This window comes from Mycobacterium sp. H4Y (genome assembly GCF_000364405.1).
GTDB classification, from domain to species: domain Bacteria; phylum Actinomycetota; class Actinomycetes; order Mycobacteriales; family Mycobacteriaceae; genus Mycobacterium; species Mycobacterium intracellulare.
Map to the genome: position 1 here is coordinate 39,204 of NZ_AKIG01000002.1, position 15,366 is coordinate 54,569.

Annotated in this window: 15 protein-coding genes and 3 pseudogenes; 5 read left to right on the forward strand and 13 right to left on the reverse strand. The window is 68.6% G+C overall.

Features of this window, described 5'->3' with window-relative positions:
* Positions 1–37 precede the first annotated feature (37 nt).
* Entirely contained in the window at positions 38–331 is a 294-nt protein-coding gene (locus W7U_RS13855) for an acylphosphatase (RefSeq protein WP_008258938.1), read from the reverse strand.
* Positions 318–731 carry an OsmC family protein gene (locus tag W7U_RS13860; protein WP_008258940.1) on the reverse strand — a complete coding sequence of 138 codons (414 nt, stop codon included), beginning with the start codon at positions 729–731 and terminating at the stop codon, positions 318–320. Before W7U_RS13860 ends, W7U_RS13855 begins: the two co-directional genes overlap by 14 nt.
* Before the next feature lie 52 nt (positions 732–783).
* Between W7U_RS13860 and W7U_RS13865 the strand changes: the two genes are divergently transcribed.
* On the forward strand, positions 784–1,557 hold the full coding sequence (locus tag W7U_RS13865; RefSeq protein WP_008258941.1) for a PIG-L family deacetylase: 774 nt from the start codon (positions 784–786) through the stop codon (positions 1,555–1,557).
* A 111-nt stretch (positions 1,558–1,668) separates the two neighbouring features.
* On the opposite strand, the gene mutM is transcribed toward W7U_RS13865, so the two are convergent.
* The 4 genes from mutM to sepIVA form a co-directional block, all read right to left on the reverse strand.
* Positions 1,669–2,517 (reverse strand): DNA-formamidopyrimidine glycosylase, encoded by an 849-nt coding sequence (gene mutM / locus W7U_RS13870; RefSeq protein ID WP_008258942.1) that lies wholly within the window; start codon positions 2,515–2,517, stop codon positions 1,669–1,671.
* A gap of 4 nt (positions 2,518–2,521) precedes the next feature.
* Complete coding sequence (gene rnc, locus W7U_RS13875; RefSeq protein ID WP_008258944.1) at positions 2,522–3,229, reverse strand: ribonuclease III; 708 nt, start codon at positions 3,227–3,229, stop codon at positions 2,522–2,524.
* Positions 3,226–3,825, reverse strand: a complete 600-nt coding sequence (locus W7U_RS13880) for a DUF177 domain-containing protein (RefSeq protein ID WP_193375008.1) — start codon at positions 3,823–3,825, stop codon at positions 3,226–3,228. Before W7U_RS13880 ends, rnc begins: the two co-directional genes overlap by 4 nt.
* A gap of 69 nt (positions 3,826–3,894) precedes the next feature.
* The gene (gene sepIVA / locus W7U_RS13885) at positions 3,895–4,632 is read right to left on the reverse strand and encodes a cell division protein SepIVA (RefSeq protein ID WP_008258949.1); all 738 of its coding nucleotides are present in this window, start codon (positions 4,630–4,632) and stop codon (positions 3,895–3,897) included.
* A 433-nt stretch (positions 4,633–5,065) separates the two neighbouring features.
* Between sepIVA and W7U_RS13890 the strand changes: the two genes are divergently transcribed.
* Entirely contained in the window at positions 5,066–6,232 is a 1,167-nt protein-coding gene (locus W7U_RS13890) for a permease (protein ID WP_008258951.1), read from the forward strand.
* Positions 6,233–6,238: 6 nt separating this feature from the next.
* Here W7U_RS13890 and W7U_RS13895 read toward each other — a convergent pair whose 3' ends face one another.
* Entirely contained in the window at positions 6,239–7,948 is a 1,710-nt protein-coding gene (locus tag W7U_RS13895; RefSeq protein ID WP_008258953.1) for a thiamine pyrophosphate-requiring protein, read from the reverse strand.
* A 329-nt stretch (positions 7,949–8,277) separates the two neighbouring features.
* Between W7U_RS13895 and W7U_RS25635 the strand changes: the two are divergent.
* Positions 8,278–8,658, forward strand: a pseudogene (locus W7U_RS25635) (DUF222 domain-containing protein); the annotation flags it as partial.
* 50 nt (positions 8,659–8,708) lie between these two features.
* Here W7U_RS25635 and W7U_RS13905 read toward each other — a convergent pair.
* Positions 8,709–9,941: an IS256-like element ISMysp7 family transposase gene (locus W7U_RS13905; protein ID WP_008258297.1), complete on the reverse strand. Its 1,233-nt coding sequence runs from the start codon at positions 9,939–9,941 to the stop codon at positions 8,709–8,711.
* A gap of 116 nt (positions 9,942–10,057) precedes the next feature.
* On the opposite strand from W7U_RS13905, the pseudogene W7U_RS13910 reads away from it, so the two are divergent.
* A pseudogene (locus tag W7U_RS13910) lies at positions 10,058–10,933 on the forward strand (DUF222 domain-containing protein); the annotation flags it as partial.
* 138 nt (positions 10,934–11,071) lie between these two features.
* On the opposite strand, the gene coaD reads toward W7U_RS13910, so the two are convergent.
* From coaD to W7U_RS13935, 5 genes are all read right to left on the reverse strand, one after another.
* The gene (gene coaD / locus W7U_RS13915) at positions 11,072–11,554 is read right to left on the reverse strand and encodes a pantetheine-phosphate adenylyltransferase (protein WP_008258960.1); all 483 of its coding nucleotides are present in this window, start codon (positions 11,552–11,554) and stop codon (positions 11,072–11,074) included.
* Between the two features lie 280 nt (positions 11,555–11,834).
* Positions 11,835–12,389, reverse strand: a complete 555-nt coding sequence (rsmD, locus tag W7U_RS13920) for a 16S rRNA (guanine(966)-N(2))-methyltransferase RsmD (protein ID WP_008258961.1) — start codon at positions 12,387–12,389, stop codon at positions 11,835–11,837.
* 10 nt (positions 12,390–12,399) lie between these two features.
* Positions 12,400–13,032: a vitamin K epoxide reductase family protein gene (locus W7U_RS13925; protein ID WP_008258963.1), complete on the reverse strand. Its 633-nt coding sequence runs from the start codon at positions 13,030–13,032 to the stop codon at positions 12,400–12,402.
* Entirely contained in the window at positions 13,029–13,796 is a 768-nt protein-coding gene (locus tag W7U_RS13930) for a DsbA family protein (protein ID WP_008258965.1), read from the reverse strand. Before W7U_RS13930 ends, W7U_RS13925 begins: the two co-directional genes overlap by 4 nt.
* Before the next feature lie 95 nt (positions 13,797–13,891).
* Positions 13,892–15,010, reverse strand: coding sequence for an alpha/beta hydrolase (locus W7U_RS13935; protein ID WP_008258966.1), 1,119 nt, complete (start codon positions 15,008–15,010; stop codon positions 13,892–13,894).
* 130 nt (positions 15,011–15,140) lie between these two features.
* Between W7U_RS13935 and W7U_RS26780 the strand changes: the two are divergent.
* Positions 15,141–15,361: pseudogene (locus tag W7U_RS26780) on the forward strand (oxidoreductase); the annotation flags it as partial.
* Positions 15,362–15,366: the final 5 nt, after the last annotated feature.

Consider the following 15,366-nt stretch of genomic DNA (forward strand, 5'->3'; position numbering starts at 1 on the left):
TCACAGTGGTCACATCAGCCACGAGAAGCAGGCGCCGTCACCGCTCGACGAACCCCTCGAAACGCTCCTGGGGCTGCGACCAGTCGGCGACGACCTTGTCGACGCGTCCGGGCTGGGCGGGCCAGGACGCGCCGCCCCGCAGCAGCTCCAGCAGCTTCTCGCCGGCCTCCCGCGGCCCCTGGGCGACCACCAGCACCCGGCCGTCGGCCTGGTTCGCGGCGTAGCCGGTGAGGCCCAGCTCCAACGCCCGGCACCGCGTCCACCAGCGGAAACCCACCCCCTGGACGTTCCCGTGCACCCAGGCGGTGAGCCGGGCGTCAGGATCCGACATCGCTCACCTCGAAGTTGACGGTGGTGCCGGACTGCAGGGTGCGCCCGACCGTGCAGACCTGGTCGATGGCCCGGTTGACCACGACGCGCAGGCGCTCCTTCTCGTCCTCGGCCAACCCCGACAGATCCAGCTCCAGCGTCTCCTCGAGCAGCGGATAGCGTTCCTGCTCGCGGTCGGCCGCGCCGGAGACCCTGACGACCGCCTTGTAGTCGTCGCCCAGCCGGCGGGCCAGCGGCATATCGCTGGACATCCCGCTGCAGGCCGCGAGCGCGATCTTGAGCAGCTCGCCGGGAGTGAACACGCCGTCGACGTCCTCGGAGCCGACGAGCACCTGCGCTCCCCGCGAGCTGTATCCCGTGTAGCGGCGAGTTCCGGTGCGTTCCACCCATAGTTCGGCCATGGCTCATTTCTACCGGCCGGCCGCGCCGTGACGTGCGGGCATACTGTTTGGCATGGCCACCGTCGTCGCGTTCCACGCGCACCCCGACGACGAGGTGGTCCTCACCGGCGGCACGCTTGCGCGCGCGTCCGCGGCCGGGCATCGCGTCGTCGTGGTCACGGCGACCGACGGGCGGGTGCACAACGAGGACGGCAACAGGCTGGGCGAATTGCGGTCGAGCGCAAGCATTCTCGGGGCCCAGCGGGTGGAGTGCCTCGGCTACGCCGACAGCGGCTACGGCCCGCTGTTCTACCCCGATCCGCCCGGGCGCACCCGATTCGGGCGGGCGGACCTCGACGAGGCGGCGGGGCGGCTGGCCACCATCCTTCGCGATGAGCGCGCCGATCTGCTGCTCAGCTACCAGCCCAACGGCGGCTACGGCCACCGCGATCATGTGCAGGTGCACCACGTCGGCAAGCGAGCCGCCGAGCTCGCCGCGATTCCCCGGGTGCTCGAGGTGACGATGCCGCGCGAAATGCTGCTTCGCGTCAGCGATCTCGCGCACCTGCTGCGGCTGCCCGGACCGTACGAACGTGACATCGTCCGGGGCGCGTATGCCCCGCGCGCGACCATCACCCACCGGGTCAACGTGTTCCGCTTCGCCCGCCAGAAGCGGGACGCTTTTGCCGCGCACCGTTCCCAGATCGGCAGTTCGGGCCTGGGCGCGCGCCTGTTCGGGCTCCTGATGCGGTTGCCGCCCCAGGTGTTCGGCGCGCTGTTCAGCCACGAGTGGTTTGTGGATCCGGCGCTGCCCACGGGGACGCTGCGCCGTGACATCTTCGAGTGATGCACCTATTGCGTCGTCGAGTGTGAACGCGGGGCGTCCCGTGTGAAAGCCGGTCACCCGCCCTCGGCGTGTCGCAACCGTGTGGTCACCGTCAAAGCCAAGTCTTCACACTCAAACACGCGGGCGCGGTTGGCATTTCGGGCAATAGAACGACGAGCGGTTCATGAACTTCTCCCTGCGCATCACCGCGCCGCAGCGGCGGCAGCCCTGGCCTTCGCGGCCGTAGGCGTCCAGTGAGCGGTCGAAGTATCCGGATTCGCCGTTGACGTTGACGTACAGCGAATCGAACGAGGTCCCGCCCTTGGCCAGCGCGTCACGCATCACGTCGGCGGCCGCGTCGAGCACGGCGGTCAACTGCTTGCGGGTCAGCGCGTCGGCGATCCGCGCCCCGTGCACCTTGGCCCGCCACAGCGCCTCGTCGGCATAGATGTTGCCGATGCCCGACACCACCTGCTGGTCGAGCAGTTGGCGCTTGATTTCGGAGTGCTTGCGCCGCAAGACCTTTACGACGGCGTCGGCGTCGAACCGGGGGTCCAGCGGGTCGCGCGCCAAGTGCGCGACGGGTTCGGGCACCACGCTGCCGTCCACCTCGACCAGGTCGGCGAGCATCCACCCGCCGAAGGTGCGCTGATCGGCGAAGCTCAGCACGGTCCCGTCGTCGAGCAGGGCGGAGATCCGGACGTGGTCGGCACGCGGCACCGCGCCGAGCAGCATCTGCCCGCTCATGCCGAGGTGCACGACGAGCGCCGCGTCGCTGTCGAGCAGCAGCCACAGGTACTTACCGCGCCGGTCGGTGCCGGTGATCCGGTCGGTGAGGAGCCGGGCGGTCAGGTCCGCGGCCCCCGCCTCGTGGCGTCGCACCGCGCGCGGGTGGTGCACCCGGACGGCCGTGATCGTCTTTCCCACCACATGGGAGTGCAGGCCGCGGCGCACCACCTCGACTTCGGGCAGTTCGGGCATCGATTCAGCTGCCGGGAACGGTGTCCAGCGCTTCCAGCGCTTTCCAGGTCGCCGCCGCGGCCTTCTGTTCGGCTTCCTTCTTGGAGCGGCCCACGCCCGAGCCGTATTCGGTGTCCGCCACCACGACCACGGCGGTGAATTCCTTGTCGTGGTCCGGGCCGGTGGAGGTGACGACGTAGGACGGCGCGCCCATGCTGCGGGCCGCGGTCAGCTCCTGCAGGCTGGTCTTCCAGTCCAGCCCGGCCCCCAGCGTCGGCGCGGCGTCCAGCAACGGGCCGAACAACCGCAGGATCACCTCGCGCGCCACGCCAATCCCGTGCTCGAGGTAGATCGCACCCAGCAGCGATTCCATGCCGTCGGCCAGGATGCTCGACTTGTCCGCCCCGCCCGTGTTCGCCTCCCCGCGCCCCAGCAGCAGGTGCACCCCGAGGCCCCCCTCGCAGAGCTTTCGCCCGACGTCGGCCAGCGCCTGGGTGTTGACGACGCTGGCCCGCAGCTTGGCCAGGTCCCCCTCGCTGCGATCGGGATGGCGGTGGTAGAGCTCGTCGGTGATGGTCAGGCCCAGCACGGCGTCGCCGAGAAACTCCAGCCGCTCGTTGGTCGGCAGCCCGCCGTGTTCGTAGGCGTAGCTGCGGTGCGTCAGCGCCAAGGACAGCAGTTCGTCGGGCAGCTCAACCCCGAGGGCGTCGAGCAGAGCCTGCCGTGAGCTCACCGCTCACCCCGCGATTCGTCCACCTCGGGGTCGAACATGCCCGCCAGCTTGGCCCAGCGCGGGTCGATGCGGTCGTGCTGATGGCCCGGCTCGGCGGCCAGCGGCACCCCGCATTCGGGGCACAGGCCCGGGCAATCCGGCGTGCACACCGGCGAGAACGGGAGTTCGAGCCCCACCGCGTCGACGATGGACTGCTCGAGGTCGATGGTGTCGTCGACGATGTGGCCGACCTCGTCCTCCTCGGTGGTCGCCTCCGTGGTGCTGTCCGGGTAGGCGAACAGTTCGGTCAACCGCACCTGCACGGTCCCGTCGAGCGGGGTCAGGCACCGCGCGCATTCGCCGGCGGTGGGCGCGGTCACCGTCCCGGTCACCAAAACGCCCTCGGACACCGACTGGACCTGCAGGTCCAGTTCCAGGGGGGCGCCGGCCTCGATCGCGATCATGTCCAGCCCGATGCGCGCCGGGCTGGGCACGGTGTTGCGCACGGTCACCATCGCGCCGGGTCGCCGCCCGAGCCGGGTGATGTCGAACGTCATCGGCCCAGATAGCCGAGGCGCACCGCCGCGCGTCGATGAGGTGGTGTGCTGGCGCGTCATATCGGAAATCCTACGGCGCCCGCCGCACAATTCCAGGGCTCGCCCGCCCGCTGGGCGGGCGACGAAACGCTAGCGCACGGCGTAGTCGTGTGTCCCGGCCGCCGTCCGCAGTTGGTGGCGGCCGCGACCCACCGACCGCAGGGTGCCGTTGAGGAATTCCTCGAACTCGGCGAGCTTGTTGTCGACGTAGATGTCGCATTCGCCCCGCAGCCGGTCGGCCTCGGCGTGCGCCGAATCGATGAGCCGGGTGGCCTCGGCGTTGGCCGCCTCGACCACGCTGTTCTGCGACACCAGGCGCTGCTGTTCCTTGATGCCCTCTTGCACGGCCTTCTCGTAGGAGATGTTGCCGTTTTCGAGCAGCCGGTCGGCCTCGGCCTGGGCGCGCCCGACGCTGGCCTCGTAGTCGCGTTTGGCCGCGGTGGCGATGCGCATCGACTCCTCGCGGGCCTCGCCGACCATGCGCTCGCTGTGCTGGCGGGCTTCGCTCACCATCCGGTCGGCCTGCGCCTTCGCGTCCGACAGCAGCCGGTCGGCCTCCGCGCGGGCGTGGTTGAGCATGGACTCCGACTCGGTGGTCGCCGACTCGACCATGGACTCGGAGTGCGTCTTGGCGTCGGACAGCATGGAATCGCGCGCGTCCAGCACGTCCTGGGCGTCGTCCAGCTCGCCAGGAATCGCGTCCTTGATGTCGTCGATCAGCTCCAGCACGTCGCCGCGGGGCACCACGCAGCCGGCCGTCATCGGGACGCCGCGGGCTTCTTCGACGATGGCGCTCAATTCATCCAGCGCTTCAAACACTCGATACACGGCCGTACCCTCCTGGCGTCTGCAAAACTGTTGTTACCAGTGTGCCTGGTGTTGTCTCTGTGACAGCGGTGGCGACACCGGTGTGTCGGGTATTTGCCCGTTCCCGGTGTTCTAAACGCCCCGGCGCGCCGGTGCCGGCGTGGGCGTGGTCAGTGAGTTTCATGCGAAAGCGCCCGTTCACGCTGTTTTCGCGGCGGCGACGGCCGCGCGCGGTGGTTCGTCCATATTCATCGCCGGGCCGCGCCGCTGCGGGCTTTGCCCCGGTGCGGGTTTTGCGTCGACGCGCCCGGAACCGGCTATTTGCCAGCGATTCTAGGGTCCGGGGAACGGCCGGACGATCGGGCCCGGCGCCCTCATACCCCCAAGGGGTATAGTCCGATGCGTCGGAACAGACTCACCTCGCGCCGGCGGCTCACCGCAGGAGGTTTCAGTGATGACGGTGCTATCGGCGATCGGGCACGCCCTGACGCTCGCGGGTTCGATGACATGGGAAATCCTGTGGGCGCTGATCGTCGGCTTCACCCTCTCGGCGGTGGTGCAGGCGGTGGTGCGGCGCTCGACGATCGTGGCGCTGATGGGCGATGACCGCCCGCGCACCCTGGCGGTGTCCGCCGGGCTGGGGGCGGCGTCGTCGTCGTGCTCGTACGCCGCGGTGGCCCTGGCGCGATCGCTGTTCCGCAAGGGCGCCGACTTCACCGCCGCGATGGCGTTCGAGATCGGTTCGACCAACCTCGTGGCGGAGTTGGGCATCATCCTGGCGCTGCTGATGGGCTGGCAGTTCACCGCCGCCGAATTCGTCGGCGGCCCGTTGATGATCGTGGTGCTCGCCGCCTTGTTCCGGCTGTTCGTGCGCTCGCGGCTCGTCGACGCGGCCCGCGATCAGGCCGCAAAGGGAATCGCCGGATCGATGGAAGGCCATGCCGCCATGGACATGTCGGTCAAAGGAGAAGGCTCGTTCTGGCGGCGGCTGTTCTCCCCGGCCGGCTTCACCTCGGTCTCGCACGTGTTCGTGATGGAGTGGCTGGCGATCCTGCGCGACCTTGTCCTGGGCCTGTTGATCGCGGGGGCCGTCGCGGCGTGGGTTCCCGAGAAGTTCTGGCAGAGCTTCTTTTTGGTGGATCACCCGGTCTGGTCGGCGCTGTGGGGTCCGCTCGTGGGCCCCGTCGTGGCGATCGTGTCCTTCGTGTGCTCGATCGGCAACGTCCCGCTGGCCGCGGTGTTGTGGAACGGGGGGATCAGCTTCGGGGGCGTCATCGCGTTCATCTACGCCGACCTGTTGATCCTCCCGATCCTGAACATCTACCGCAAGTACTACGGCACCAAGATGATGCTGACCCTGCTGGGCACCTTCTACGCCGCGATGGTGGCCGCCGGATACCTGGTCGAATTGATCTTCGGCACAACGCATCTCATCCCGGCGCAACGCAACGCGACCGTGCTGGAGGCCTCGATCTCGTGGAACTACACGACCTTGCTCAACATCGCCTTCGGCGTGCTCGCGATCGTCCTCGTCGCCCGGTTCATCACCTCCGGGGGCCTGCCGATGCTGCGCATGATGGGCGGCTCCCCCGACGCCGACCGCTCCGGCCACGCGCATTGATCCGCGTCACGGTTGCGGCAACTGCACATCGAGCACGGTGCACCGGCCCTCGTCGGCCTCGGCGAGCGCCCACCCGATGGCCTCGCGCATCTCCGCCGGCGTGGTCACGCTGCGTCCGCTTCCCCCGCACGCGCGCGCCAGGGCGGCGTAGTCGGTGTCCGGCGTGAGCCGGGTCTCGGGAAAGTCGTTCTCCCGCATCGATATTCCCTGCCGGTAGAGCTCCATCACCGGCAGCTTCGAGGCCAGGTACGAGTGGTTGTTCAAGACCACCGTCACGAACGGCGCGTCATGGCGATGCGCCGACCACAACGCGGCCGTGGGCACACCGAAGTTGAACGAACCGTCACCGCAGATCGCGACGACGGGTGCCTGCGGCCTGGCCAGTTTGACCCCGAAGGCCCCGCCGAGCGCCCAGCCCAACGCCGGTGCGCCCGTGTCGAAGACCTGCCCCGGCGGCCGCTGGACCTGCCGGGCCACGGCGGGCCGGTTGGTCACCGCCTCCTGGACCACCACGGCGTCGTGCGGCAGCGCGGCGCCCAGCGCGGCCAGCATCGCGTCGGGCGCATCGGCCGGCCGGTCGGACGCGGCCCGGCGCGTCGCCTCCCGGCGGCGTTGCGCGACATCGGATTCGGCCGCCCGCCGCCGCGCGCTCCACTTCTCGCGCAGCTCGTCGGTGGCCAGCCGCAGCAGGGTCTGCTCGAGCAGCACCAGCGTCACCCGCGTGTCGGCGGTCAGCGCGATCTCGACCGGATAGGACCACAGCGGCATGCCGGCCTTGACGGGGTCCGCGTCGATCTGCACCACGCGGGCATCCGCGGGCGGGGCCAGCTGTGCGGGCACCCAGGGCACTTCGGAGTCCAGCAGCAGCACGGTGTCGGCGGTTTCCAGCGGGCCGGCGTCGCCCACCACGTGCAGGGGGTGCCCGAGCGGCAGGTTGGCGCGGTCGCCCTGGTCGATCACCGGCGCACCGAGCAGCTCGGCGATGCGGGCCAACACGACCGCGACCCCGGGTTCCGCCGCGGTCCGGCAGGCGACGATGACGACCCGCTGCCCGGCGACCAGGATCCCGGCCAGCCGGCCCAGGGCACCGGGGTCCGGGCCGGGCGGTATGGCCGGCGGCAGCCGGCGTGGCAACGCACGGCTGCCGGGCTCCATCAGGGCTTCTCGCGGCAGCATGACGTAGGCGGGTCCGGACGGGCTGGACTGGGCGACCTGGAATGCCCGCCGGACGATCGGGGCCAGCTCTCGCCCGCGGGGAACCTCCATGTGCCATTTGGCGTAGTTGCGCACGACGGCCGGCTGGTCGAGTTGCTCCTGCTGCCAATGGATGTAGGCGTCGCGGTGGCCGCGGACCTCCGGCGCCGAACTGTAGGGGGCGCGCCCGGCGAACATCACCACGGGCGTCCCGTTGCGCTGGGCGTTGTGCAGCTGGCAGCCCAGGTTCAGCGTCCCGGCATCGACGTGCACCATGACCGCCTGCGGACGGCCGCTGGCCATGTGGTGTCCGATGGCCGCCGCCAACGCGACGCTCTCGTGGACACACAGCACCGCCCGCGGGCTCGGCGTGCCGGCCGCGCGCGCCGCCGCCAGCGCTTCCTGGATCGGGGCGGAGTCGGTTCCGGGGTTGATGAAGAAGTGCGCGACTCCCTCGTCGGCGAGCAGGGCGATCAGGTTGGTCGCGGCCTCGGGAACGTCGAAAAGATTGTCTACCGTCATGGCTGCCGTTCTCCTTTGACGTCGGCGACCGCGCGAACCCCCCTCTTCTTCGGATCAGATCTTCAAGATACGTTCCGCCGTGGCGTAATCGACCCGTTCCGCCTCGCTGGGCGTGGCGTTGCGCGCTCGGAGCCATCGGGTACCCGCGCAGCGGCTGGATACTCCACACCGTGGTCGGCACGTCAAGGATGTTGCTGCCCAACGACTTCGCGTTGACTGGCGAGACTCAGTGCAGGTGGAAGGCTTTTCGCAGGGTGAATCGCGGGCGGTCGAGCACCGGCGGAGATCGACGGCCGAAACTTGTCGGTGGTAGTTGCGATGATGTCGTCATGTCTTCGATCGCATCTGCTGAGGCCGTGGTGGTGACTGCGAGCGACCGTCTTGAGGTGTTGTTCGAGGAGTTGGCGGAGTTGAGCGGTCAGCGCAATGCGATTGATGGGCGCATCGTGCAGATCGTGGCCGAGATTGATCGTGACGGGTTGTGGGGTGTGACCGGGGCGCGCTCGGTGCCGGCGTTGGTGGCCTGGAAGCTGGGCTGTTCCTCGGGCAACGCCCACACGATCAGCACCATCGCGGGCCGGCTGACGGAGTTTCCCCGCTGCGCCGCCGGCATGCGAGAGGGTCGGTTGTCGGCCGATCAGGTCGGGGTGATCGCCGCCGGCGCGGGCCAGGGATCCGATGAGCATTATGCGCAGCTGGCCGCGGTCGCCAGGGCTTGTCAAGATAACTGTGTAAGGTGTTGCAGCCGTTTATCTTTGGGTCATAGTGGGAGTCGGTCGGGGAATTGGATGGCGAAGGTGTTCAGTGCTTCGGTCCAGCGGTAGGTGCCTGGTCCGTGTGTTGATCCTCGTTTCTGGTTGATGTTGCGGATGGCCAAATACAGCAGCTTCATTGCTGCGGCGTCTGAGGGGAACGAGCCGCGGGCCTTGGTGACTTTGCGCAGCTGGTAGTTCAGCGATTCGATGGCGTTGGTGGTGTAGATGATCTTGCGGATCTCGACCGGGAATGCCAGGAAAGGCACGAACTCAGCCCAGGCCCGATCCCAGACAGCGATGGCTCCGGGGGATTTGGTGCGCCACTGGGCGCGGAACTCCTCGAGGGCCAGTTTGGCGGCCTCTTCGGTGGGTGCGGTGTAGATCGGACGCAGCGCGGTGGCCATCTTGCGGCGGTCGGCGTAGGAGGCATAACGCATCGAGGAGCGCAGCAGATGCACCACGCAGGTCTGGATCACCGCGGCCGGCCAGACCGCCGCGATCGATTCGGGCAGGCCGGCCAACCCGTCGCAACACACGAACAGCGCATCGCGGCACCCGCGATTGCGCAGTTCGGTGAGCACCCCGTGCCAGAATTTGGCGCCCTCGCTCTGCTGGATCCAGATGCCCAGGACCTGCTTGATTCCCTCGACATCGACGCCGATGACCACGTGGGCGGCCTTGTTGGCCACCACGCCGCCGTCGCGGATCTTGATGCGGATCGCGTCGATATACAAGATCGGATACACCGGATCGACCGGCCGGGATTGCCAGGCGGCGATCTCCTCGGTGACCACGTCGGTGACCCGCGAAATCGTGGCCGCCGACACGCGGGCGCCATAGACCTCGCCGAGGTGCTCGGTGATATCGCGCGTCGACATGCCCCGGGCATACAGCGACAAGATCATGTCCTCAACCTGGCCCAGGCGGCGTTTGCGCTTGGGCACGATCGCCGGGCTAAACGTGGCGTTGCGGTCACGGGGCACTTCCAGCTCGACCGGCCCGGCCGTGGTCAACACGGTTTTGCGGCCATGGCCGTTACGGGAATTGCCCGAGCCATGCCCTGCCGGATCGCCGTGCTCATAGCCCAGGTGATCGGCGATTTCGACGTCCAAAGCGCGTTCGAGCACCGCCTTGGTCATCTGCGCGAGCAACCCCTCGGGGCCATCAATCGGGGTGCCAGACGCTTCAGCGTCGGCCAACAAGGCATCGACTGCCGCCGGCGGCAACAACTCGGCCAACTGGGCGGCAGCATCATCTCTTGACGAATCAGATTGCGGCAATGGAACTCTCCTGTCCGGTGGTCAGCCACCACCATTCAGGCCGAACCCCTTACACAGTCAATAAGACACGCCCGGTCGCCACGGTCAACCAGCTGCGCACCGCGGTCAAGCTCGAACCGCGACCCCAACCAGGACCCCGCCCCGAGCCTGAGCGTGCGCTCACCACGACCACCACCGAGGCGGGCAGCTGTTATCGGATCACCCTGGGCCACCATGATGCGGCGAAATTCGATGCCGCGTTGGCGTCTCACCGTGATGCGCTGATCGCCGAGTGGAAACACGACCACGACAATGGCCAGGGCGCCGGGGATCAGCGGCCCCCGATGCCAACGACTATCGACGCGTTTATGCGCCTGATCGAAGCGGGCTGGGACGCCGAGGCCACCCGCCGCCCCCATGGGCAGCACACCACCGTGGTGGCACACCTTGACATCGAGCGCAGCGTTGCCGCGCTGCATCTGGGTCCACTGCTCTCTGAGGCCGAACGCCAATACCTGACCTGTGATGCCACCTGTGAGGTCTGGTTCGAACGCCACGGCGAACCCATCGGCGCCGCCCGGACCACCCGGGTGATCAGCCGGCGGCTTCGCCGCGCCCTCGAGCACCGCGACAGTACGTGCGCGATCCCGGGGTGTGGTGCCACCCGCGGCCTGCACGCCCACCACATCCGGCACTGGGAAGACGGCGGCCCCACCGAGTTGTCCAACCTGGTCCTGGTCTGCCCCTACCACCACCGGCTACATCACCGGGGCGAGATCACCATCAGCGGACCCGCCCACGCACTCGTCGTCACCGACGACGACGGCCAAATCCTGAGCCCAGGATCGCTGGCACGCCCACCAACCCAACCCCCACCCGCTGTCCCACCATGCCCCGGACCTACCGGCGAACGCGCCGACTGGTGGTGGTATGACCCCTTCCAACCCCAACCACCACCGACAACCAATTAGGCTGGGCGGCGCCGGCCGGCCATTCGTCCAAACCCGACGCTCTTGGAATCCGTAGCCGCTGCGCTGCCGCGTACGTATACCCCAGCCGACTGACCAAAACCATTGCAGGCGAACGCTTTACACGTCGATCGACCCGGTTCAGGACCGAGCGGAGCGCTTTTCGCGCAAGCGACGGTTGACCGCTTCGGGCAGCAGCTCCGACACGTCGCCACCGAGCATGGCGACCTCCTTGGCCAACGACGACGACACGAACGAATACCGGGGCGCGGTCGCGACGAAAAAGGTGTCGACACCAGCGACGTGCTTGTTCATCTGTGCCATTTGCAGCTCGTATTCGAAGTCGGTGCCGGTGCGCAGCCCCTTCACGATGGCGGTCATCCCCCGCGACCGCACGAAATCGACCACCAGGCCCTGCCCGGCCTCCACCCGCAGATTGGGCAGGTGCGTCGTCGATTCGTTGATCATCGCGATCCGCTCGTCGAGGTCGAACATGCCCTTCTTGGCGGGATTGGTCAGGATCGCCACCACCACCTCGTCGAACTGAGCCGACGCGCGCTCGAAGACATCGATGTGGCCCAACGTCACCGGGTCAAACGAGCCCGGGCATACCGCGCCGCTCATAGCGCGCGCCGACGACGATGCAGAGCGAAGCGCTGAGCAGGAGCGCCGCTCATGGCACGCGCCGGCGACGATGCAGAGCTAGCGATGAGGAGGAGCGGCGCCATGGCACGCGCCGGCGACGATGCAGAGCAAGCGATGAGGAGGAGCGGCGCCATGGCGCGCGCCGAGACGATGCAGAGCGAAGCGATGAGGAGGAGCGGCGCCATGGCACGCGCCGGCGACGATGCAGAGCTAGCGATGAGGAGGAGCGGCGCCATGGCAATTGACGGTACACGCCCGCTCATACCCGCTCGGCGAGCTCCAAACGGGTGTCGCCGTAAACGCGTTGCGGCCACACCGACCAGCCGGCCGGCCAGCGCAGCGGCGCGCCGCCGGCCGCGCGCTCGACGACCGCGACGGCGCCCTCGCGCACCCACCCGTGCGCGATCAGCGCCGCCAGCACGGCCTCGACCTCGGCGGCGGCGACGTCGTACGGCGGGTCGGCCAGGACGAGGTCGACGGGAGAGGCGGTCCCGGCCGACAGCACGGCCGCCACCGCGCCCCGGCGCAGCGTCGCGCCCGGCAGCCCCAGGGTGTCGATGTTGCGCGCGATGACCGACGCGGTGCGCGGGTCGGACTCCACGAAGAGCGCGCTGGCGGCGCCGCGGGAGAGCGCCTCCAATCCCAGGGCGCCCGAGCCGGCGTAGAGGTCCAAAACCGCCAGGCCGCGCAGCTCGCGGCGCGCGGTCAGGATGTTGAACAGCGACTCGCGGACCCGGTCGGTAGTGGGCCGCGTGCCCCGCGGCGGGACCGCGATGCGCCGGCCCCCGGCCACGCCGCCGATGATCCGGGTCACGTCCAGATTCCTACAGCAGCGTCGACCAATAGTCCCAGAACCGCGCCATGCACAGCAGAAACACCGCGGTGAACCACAGCGCGGCGATCGACCATCGCCATTGGTACACCACCCACGCCGGGCCGGCTTGGCGGGCCTGCAGCGCAGGGCGATACGCGATCGAGGCGACCACCACCAGCAGCGACATGGTGACCGCCCACACCACCATGCAGTACGGGCACAACGCGCCGATGCGATACAGGCTCTGGAAGATCAGCCAGTGCACGAACATCGCACCGGCCAGCACCCCGGCCGTCAGTCCCAGCCAATACCATTGGGGCAGAACAACTTTCGTCAACGCCAGCAGTCCGGTGACGATCACCACGGTGAAGGCCACCAGGCCGAGCAACGGATTGGGGAACCCCAGCAGCGACGCCTGCGGCGTCATCATCACCGAGCCGCACGACAGGATCGGGTTGATGTTGCAGGACGGCACGTACGACGGGTCGAGCAGGATGTCGATCTTCTCGACCGTCAGCGTCATCGACGCCACCAGGCCGATCGCCCCGGCGATCAGCAGCCACCACGCGCTGGGCGCCGGCACCGGGGCCGGGGTGGGATCCGCGCTGGGATCGGCCGATTCGGTCGACACCGCGCCGGTCACATGGCGGCCGGCGCGACCGCGCCGTCGATGCCCGGGATGTTGCCCACGATCTCTTTGATCTTGCTGACCAGCGCGTCGGGCGTCGACGGGTCGTAGTCCTCGCCGTTGATCTTGATCGTCGGCGTGGCCTTGATCTGTGCGGCCGCGGCCTCGCCGGTGACCTTGTCGAGGTACTTGCCGCTGTTGATGCAGTCGGGCACCTTGCCCACGACGCCGGCCTCACGGGCGAGTTCGATCAACCGCGCGTTGTCCGGGAAGCTCTTGCCGGTTTCGCTGGGCTGAATGTCGGTGGTGAACAGCGCGGTATGGAAACGGCGGAAGGCGTCGAGGGATTCGTCGGCGACGCAGCGGGCCGCGTTGGCCGCGCGCGACGAATAGTTGTGGTTCCGCGAGCTGTCCAGGATCGACACCATGGAGTAATCGGCCGCGATGGCCCCGACGTCGATGAGCCGCGACACCGTCGGGCCGAAGGTGCGTTCGAAGTTGCCGCAGGCCGGGCACAGGAAGTCCTCGTAGAACGTCACCACGGCCTTGGGGTTGTTGGTGCCGGGCTGGGTGACCAGCTTGCTCGACGTCACCCGCACCGTGTCGCCCGCGCCGGTGGCGGCGGGCTTCTTGTGGTTCGACGTCACGATGTAGAAGACGAGGACGACCGCGAAGATCACGACGAACGCGGTACCGCCGATCTGGACGAGCCGGCCGGACTTACCGCCGGAGGCCGACTTCATGTCGAATCGTGGGGGGCGTTTGGGTTTGTCGGCCACAGGTTCCCTGATCTTTCGGTAGGCGAGTTGTCGGTCTGCCGACAAAGCGATCGGACAAGGCGCCTCTAGATTACCGGCGCGGGCCGCCGGGCGACTCAGACCCGGCTGAGGTGTGCGCGCAGCGCCGAGATCAGCTCGCTGGTCGCGACCATGCTGTCGCCGCCCAGCTGGAACATGTTGACGAAGCCGTGGGTCAGCGAGCCCAGGTAACGCAGGTCGACGGCCGTCCCGGCGGCCCGCAGCGCCTCGGCGTAGGCCTCGCCCTCGTCGCGCAGCGGGTCGAAGCCCGCAACCGCGATCAGCGCCGGCGCCAGCCCGGCCAGCGATTCGGCCAGGGCCGGCGAGACGCGCGGATCCGTGCGGTCCAGCTCCGAACGGCGCAGGTACTGGGACTCGAACCAGTCGATGTCGCGTTTGGTCAGCAGGAAGCCGCGCGAGAAAAAGCTCAGAGACCGGGTCTTCGCGGTGAAGTCGGTCCGCGGATAGATCAGCCACTGCAACACCGGCGCGGGGCCGCCCTCGTCGCGCGCCAGTTGGCTGACGACGGCGGCGAGGTTGCCCCCGGCACTGTCGCCGCCGACCGCGATACGGCCGGGGGCGGCGCCCAGCTCGCCGGCGTGCTCGTATGCCCACGTGAACGCCGCGTACGCGTCCTCGATCGCGGCCGGCGCCGGGTGCTCGGGGGCCAGCCGGTAGTCGATCGACAACACGTGGACGCCCGCGTCACGGCAGGTCAGCCGGCACAGCGCGTCGTGGGTGTCCAGGTCACCGATCGACCAGCCGCCGCCGTGGTAGAAGACCAGCAACGGGGCCGCCGCGCCGTCGGCCGGACGATAGTGCCGCGCGCCGATGTCCCCGGCCGGGCCGGGCAGCGACAACTCGGTGACCTCGACGTGGATCTGCGGACCGGGGAAGCCCACGGTCGAGTCGTGCATCTGCGCCCGGGACGCCGCCGGGTCGTCGCCGACGACCAGCCCGTCGATGCCGACGGCGCGCAGGCCTGACAACATCAGCTGCAAGGTCGGATCGAGGGTGTTGCCGTCGATGATGACCGATCGGCCGCGAACCAGCCCTCGTCGCACCGCGGTCGGGATCCACGGGATGACCTTGACCCCGGCGCTGGTGACGGCGCCCTGGATGCGACTGGCCAAGGGCACCGACGCGCGCTGCGCTGCGGTGTGCACGTCTGGCGCGGCAGACAGAGGCTTGGTCATGGGCAACCCCCTTTTTCAAACAACGTGGCACCGCTTGACGACGAAAGTGAATTCACCCCTGAGCGGCCGCCGATTCCGGTGTGCCGCGCGACCAACTGTACGTGGTGGCGCACCGGGTACCGGAGACCGCGGATGGACACCTGCCCAGGTGTTGATTAGGTTGCATTTGCTCCCTCGGTAATATCGTGATCCCCAAGCCGATGAAGCCTTCACGGATTGCGAGCAACTTCGACGTGTTCGATTTCGAACGCAGCGCCTCGAACTCGGCGCCGAACGCCGTTGATCTTCTCGCGCGATGGCGGAACCCGGCTCGGTGCACAATCTCGGACCATTAATTTCACAGGCAGGTGAATGAA

Excerpts from the sequence above, each read along its gene's own strand:
- W7U_RS13855 (WP_008258938.1), bottom strand. The coding sequence starts at position 331 with ATGTCGGATCCTGACGCCCGGCTCACCGCCTGGGTGCACGGGAACGTC.
- W7U_RS13860 (WP_008258940.1), bottom strand. The coding sequence starts at position 731 with ATGGCCGAACTATGGGTGGAACGCACCGGAACTCGCCGCTACACGGGA.
- W7U_RS13865 (WP_008258941.1), top strand. The coding sequence starts at position 784 with ATGGCCACCGTCGTCGCGTTCCACGCGCACCCCGACGACGAGGTGGTC.
- mutM (WP_008258942.1), bottom strand. The coding sequence starts at position 2,517 with ATGCCCGAACTGCCCGAAGTCGAGGTGGTGCGCCGCGGCCTGCACTCC.
- W7U_RS13880 (WP_193375008.1), bottom strand. The coding sequence starts at position 3,825 with ATGACGCGCCAGCACACCACCTCATCGACGCGCGGCGGTGCGCCTCGG.
- W7U_RS13890 (WP_008258951.1), top strand. The coding sequence starts at position 5,066 with ATGACGGTGCTATCGGCGATCGGGCACGCCCTGACGCTCGCGGGTTCG.
- W7U_RS13895 (WP_008258953.1), bottom strand. The coding sequence starts at position 7,948 with ATGACGGTAGACAATCTTTTCGACGTTCCCGAGGCCGCGACCAACCTG.
- coaD (WP_008258960.1), bottom strand. The coding sequence starts at position 11,554 with ATGAGCGGCGCGGTATGCCCGGGCTCGTTTGACCCGGTGACGTTGGGC.
- W7U_RS13935 (WP_008258966.1), bottom strand. The coding sequence starts at position 15,010 with ATGACCAAGCCTCTGTCTGCCGCGCCAGACGTGCACACCGCAGCGCAG.